The organism is Hallella faecis (genome assembly GCF_018789675.1).
GTDB classification, from domain to species: Bacteria; Bacteroidota; Bacteroidia; order Bacteroidales; family Bacteroidaceae; genus Prevotella; species Prevotella faecis.
The window spans coordinates 1-3,617 of the sequence record NZ_JAHKBE010000100.1 but is presented as its reverse complement, the minus strand read 5'-3'; the positions used below and the strand labels follow the sequence as shown (position 1 = coordinate 3,617).

Annotated in this window: 2 protein-coding genes; both read right to left on the bottom strand. The window is 45.1% G+C overall.

Translation table 11 applies throughout. The features are described from left to right. Positions 1-40: 40 nt before the first annotated feature. On the bottom strand, positions 41-964 hold the full coding sequence (locus KM934_RS12485; RefSeq protein ID WP_215760931.1) for a RagB/SusD family nutrient uptake outer membrane protein: 924 nt from the start codon (positions 962-964) through the stop codon (positions 41-43). A gap of 12 nt (positions 965-976) precedes the next feature. Beyond that, a complete protein-coding gene (locus KM934_RS12480; protein WP_215760932.1) occupies positions 977-3,556 on the bottom strand; it encodes a SusC/RagA family TonB-linked outer membrane protein in 2,580 nt (859 codons plus the stop codon). Between the last annotated feature and the right edge of the window lie 61 nt (positions 3,557-3,617).

Here is a 3,617-nt window from a genome sequence, read left to right as displayed (position 1 = left end):
TGGCTGGCAGCGTAAAACTGCTTAGCCTTTATCTCAAATTTTAACGAACTATTGTGAAGATGTTCTCCTTGGAATTTTCATTATGAACCGCAAAGTTCGATGCGTAGTCGCTCTCCAACTCATAGCCTTCTTGCCGCAGTTGCTCGCAATACCAGATGCAGGTTTCCCAAGCGTTCTTTTTCTCACCATTCACATTGAAGTAAATGCTTTTCCCGTCCTGACGCTTGCCGTCGGTCCAGTTATCATCCGTATATATTTCCGCATTCAAGGTAAGCTTTGCAAGCAGGAAGTTTGCGACCGGGCGTGTCACACGTCCGTAATAGTTCCCCTCCTTGTTGGAATGCTCATCGGCGAGCTGTGGGGCAACATCCTGCAACTCGTCAACAATAAACTTGAATACCTCACTTCTTTCGCTTTGCGTTACCTGTTCCAATTTCACGTCGTATGATGTCACGATAGGAACACGCCCGAACATATCCATCGCATAATAGTAGAACAAGGCTCGTACAGCTCTTACCTCTGCCGTGAAATCTCTTGTCTGTTCTGCTGAAAGCAGAGTCTTATGGCTATCAATGATAGAAAGCGACTGGTTAGATATAACAATTACCTTGAAGAGATATTTCCATACATTATATAAATTAATATCATTGGCATTCCATTTGTGCTGATACATGTTCTCCCACAAACCGCCATCATACCAGTCTCCACCACGGATCGGAATCATTGCCTCGTCAGTAGTCAAGGTATTGTAGTCGTAAATACCCCGGCAAGTTCCTTGAAGCCCTTCCGACTCCTGATTGCTCCCTATGTAGTTGTACAGGGAAGCTACTGCGTTTTTGTATATATTATCAGCATTGTTGTAGATTGCCTCCTGGTCCAGCTGGTCTTTGGGATGCTCATCCAGACAGCTGCTGAAACAAAGCATTAACGGTACTGCTAATATGTATTTAATAATAGTCTTCATACTCTTTTCGTTTTAAAATTGTACACTCAGTCCCAATGAGTAAGTACGGTATAATGGATAGTTGCGCTTGTCGTCAATACCCATCGTACTGTTGACAACATAGCTATTTATCATTGGTGTCAAACCTTTATATCCGGTGATTGTTCCAATGTTGCTAATGTTGCATGATACACGCAAGGAACGAATAAGCTTGCTCCTCAAAGGCACATTGTAGCCTATTGTCAGATGCTCGAAGTTCAGGTAGTCACCTTTTTCAAGCCAGTAATCAGAGACTCTCTGGTCTACGATGTTCTTCTTTGGAGCATCCTTAAAGACATTGTAGTCTGGGAAGCAGGCCATGCTTGTGTAAGCCAGTCCTGTTCCGTTGAAAATCTTGTGCCCGAATGCTCCATTCATCTGTATGGAGATATAGTAATTCTTGTATCTGAAACTGATGTTTGAGCCAAGGATCACCTTTGGTGTGGCTTGTCCTGCAATGTATCGGTCGCCTCCGTCGCTCAAGTCCACCTTGCCATTATGATCAAGATCCTCTATGTCATAAAAATAGCTGCCGTTCTCGTTCTTGACAAGTCCCTTGCAATGGGGTAGGTAGAAAACGCCAAGCGGCTGTCCAACGATCTGATAGACCACGTTGTTGTCGCCGCCGTTTTGACCAGCACCATCCAATGATCCAATAGCGGTGATGTTTGCTGCCGACATGCTCATTCCCTTGTAATCTCCACTCAGCGAGATGAGTTTGTTGCTTTGAAACGACAGGTTCATATTGATGTTAAGATCCATGTCCTTCTTGCTTATTGGCTGCACGGACAAGCCCAGCTCAAATCCGCGGTTTGACATAGAGCCGATGTTTGCCAGCAATGTATTGTATGCGAATGGTGGAACCGGAACCTCATAGGCGTAGAGCATGTCGGTGGTCTTTGAATAGTAATACTCCGCTGTAAGCATAAGCCTGTTGGCAAAGAGACCAATGTCCGCACCGAGGTTAAACGTTGTCTTCGTTTCCCACTTCAAATCAGGATTGTTGTTCCTTACCATACCAAGGGTTACTGTTGGAGAACTCTTTACCGGAACAATGCCAGTCTGCCTTACGGTGTTCATGGTTGTGTAGGCGGAGATACCGCCAAGATTGCCCGCCTGTCCCAAACCAGTGCGGAGTTTAAGCATTGACAGCGGTTTTATGTTGGCAAGGAAGCCTTCTTTCTTCATGTCCCAAGTGAATGATACAGATGGGAAGAAGCCCCATGTATTGTTGTCACCTACCATTGACGATCCGTCACCGCGAGCATTTACCGCTAAGGTATATCTGTCAAGCAGATTATAAGTGATGCTTCCCATTACAGAAGCCAGAGACTGGTCTTCGTATGTGCTTTCTGTTCCACCGTATGGACGGGCTGCTGTAGCACCCAGATTGTCGTAATGAAAATCGTTTGTAGGTATTCCCTTGGCATACACCCAGAAAGCAGTTTTTCTCAGTTTTCTGTATTCACTGCTTACTCCAGCAGAGACCTTATGTATGCCGAACTCCTTGTTGAAATCAAGAGATACATTGCCAAGCCATTCCTCTTTCTTGAATTCCCCACGGTACACGTTGCCTTGTGCCCATACCCATGTCGGACAGAATTGTCCGTTTTCGGTAGAGCCATACAGGTAAGAGCCGAAGGTGGATACACGCCAATTCTTATTGAAATCGTAGCTCAGCTTTATGTGTGCGTCAAAGTTCAAATCCTTGGAGTCGTTTTTCTCTTCAAGCAATATGCCGGGTGGGTTGATATGCGTTGCCGATTCGTTTTTCAGCCAGTTTCCATGCTCGTCAGTACCAGCAGGGAAAGTCGGGTTTTGGCATGCAGCGGAATAGAACAGCATCTGCGTATCAAAGATGTCATGGTTCTTGAATGACGAGCCGAACACTCCGAATTCTCCGGTTAGTCTGTCATTGAAGGCTTTCTGGGTTACATCAACTTTGGCAACAAAAACGCTATAGTCCATCTTCTTGATGATGGTGTTGTGGTCCATTACTCCGAAAGATGCACGATAGTTTGACTGTGGCGTACCTCCGCTGAATGCAAGGTAATGATTGTTCACCATACCCGTGCGTGTTATCACCTTGTAGTTATCGGTATTGAAACCTCCGTTGTTGCAATAGATACCCAATGCCTTTGCCGTTGCAACATATTCAGCAGCATTGAGCATCTCCAGGTGTTTGTACATCTGCTCGAACCCCACATTACCCTCATACGAGATTTGGAATCCTCGTCCTGTGCCTTTCTTGGTTTTCACCTCTATAACACCAGACGCTCCACGTGAACCATACATGGCGGTCTCCGCAGCATTCTTTAATATACGAAAACTCTCGATGTCTGCAGGATAGATGGTTGATAGGGTAAGTACGTCAGAAGTAACCCCATCAATCAGCACTAAAGGGTCATTGCCTCCGATGATGGAGGTTGTACCACGTACTCGCACACTATTGAGCATAGCCATACGATCCAGACCGTTGGATGTCACATTAACACCAGCAGCCTGACCACTCAACACGTCGAGGGCGTTGTTGGCCGCACCCTTATTGGAATGATTTCCAACTATCTTTATTATACTACTTTACTAGTGATGCGATATTAATCGCTTAACTATAGTTATATATTTGATATTTAAT

Coding starts and splice junctions, on each gene's coding strand:
- KM934_RS12485 (WP_215760931.1), bottom strand. CDS start 964: ATGAAGACTATTATTAAATACATATTAGCAGTACCGTTAATGCTTTGT.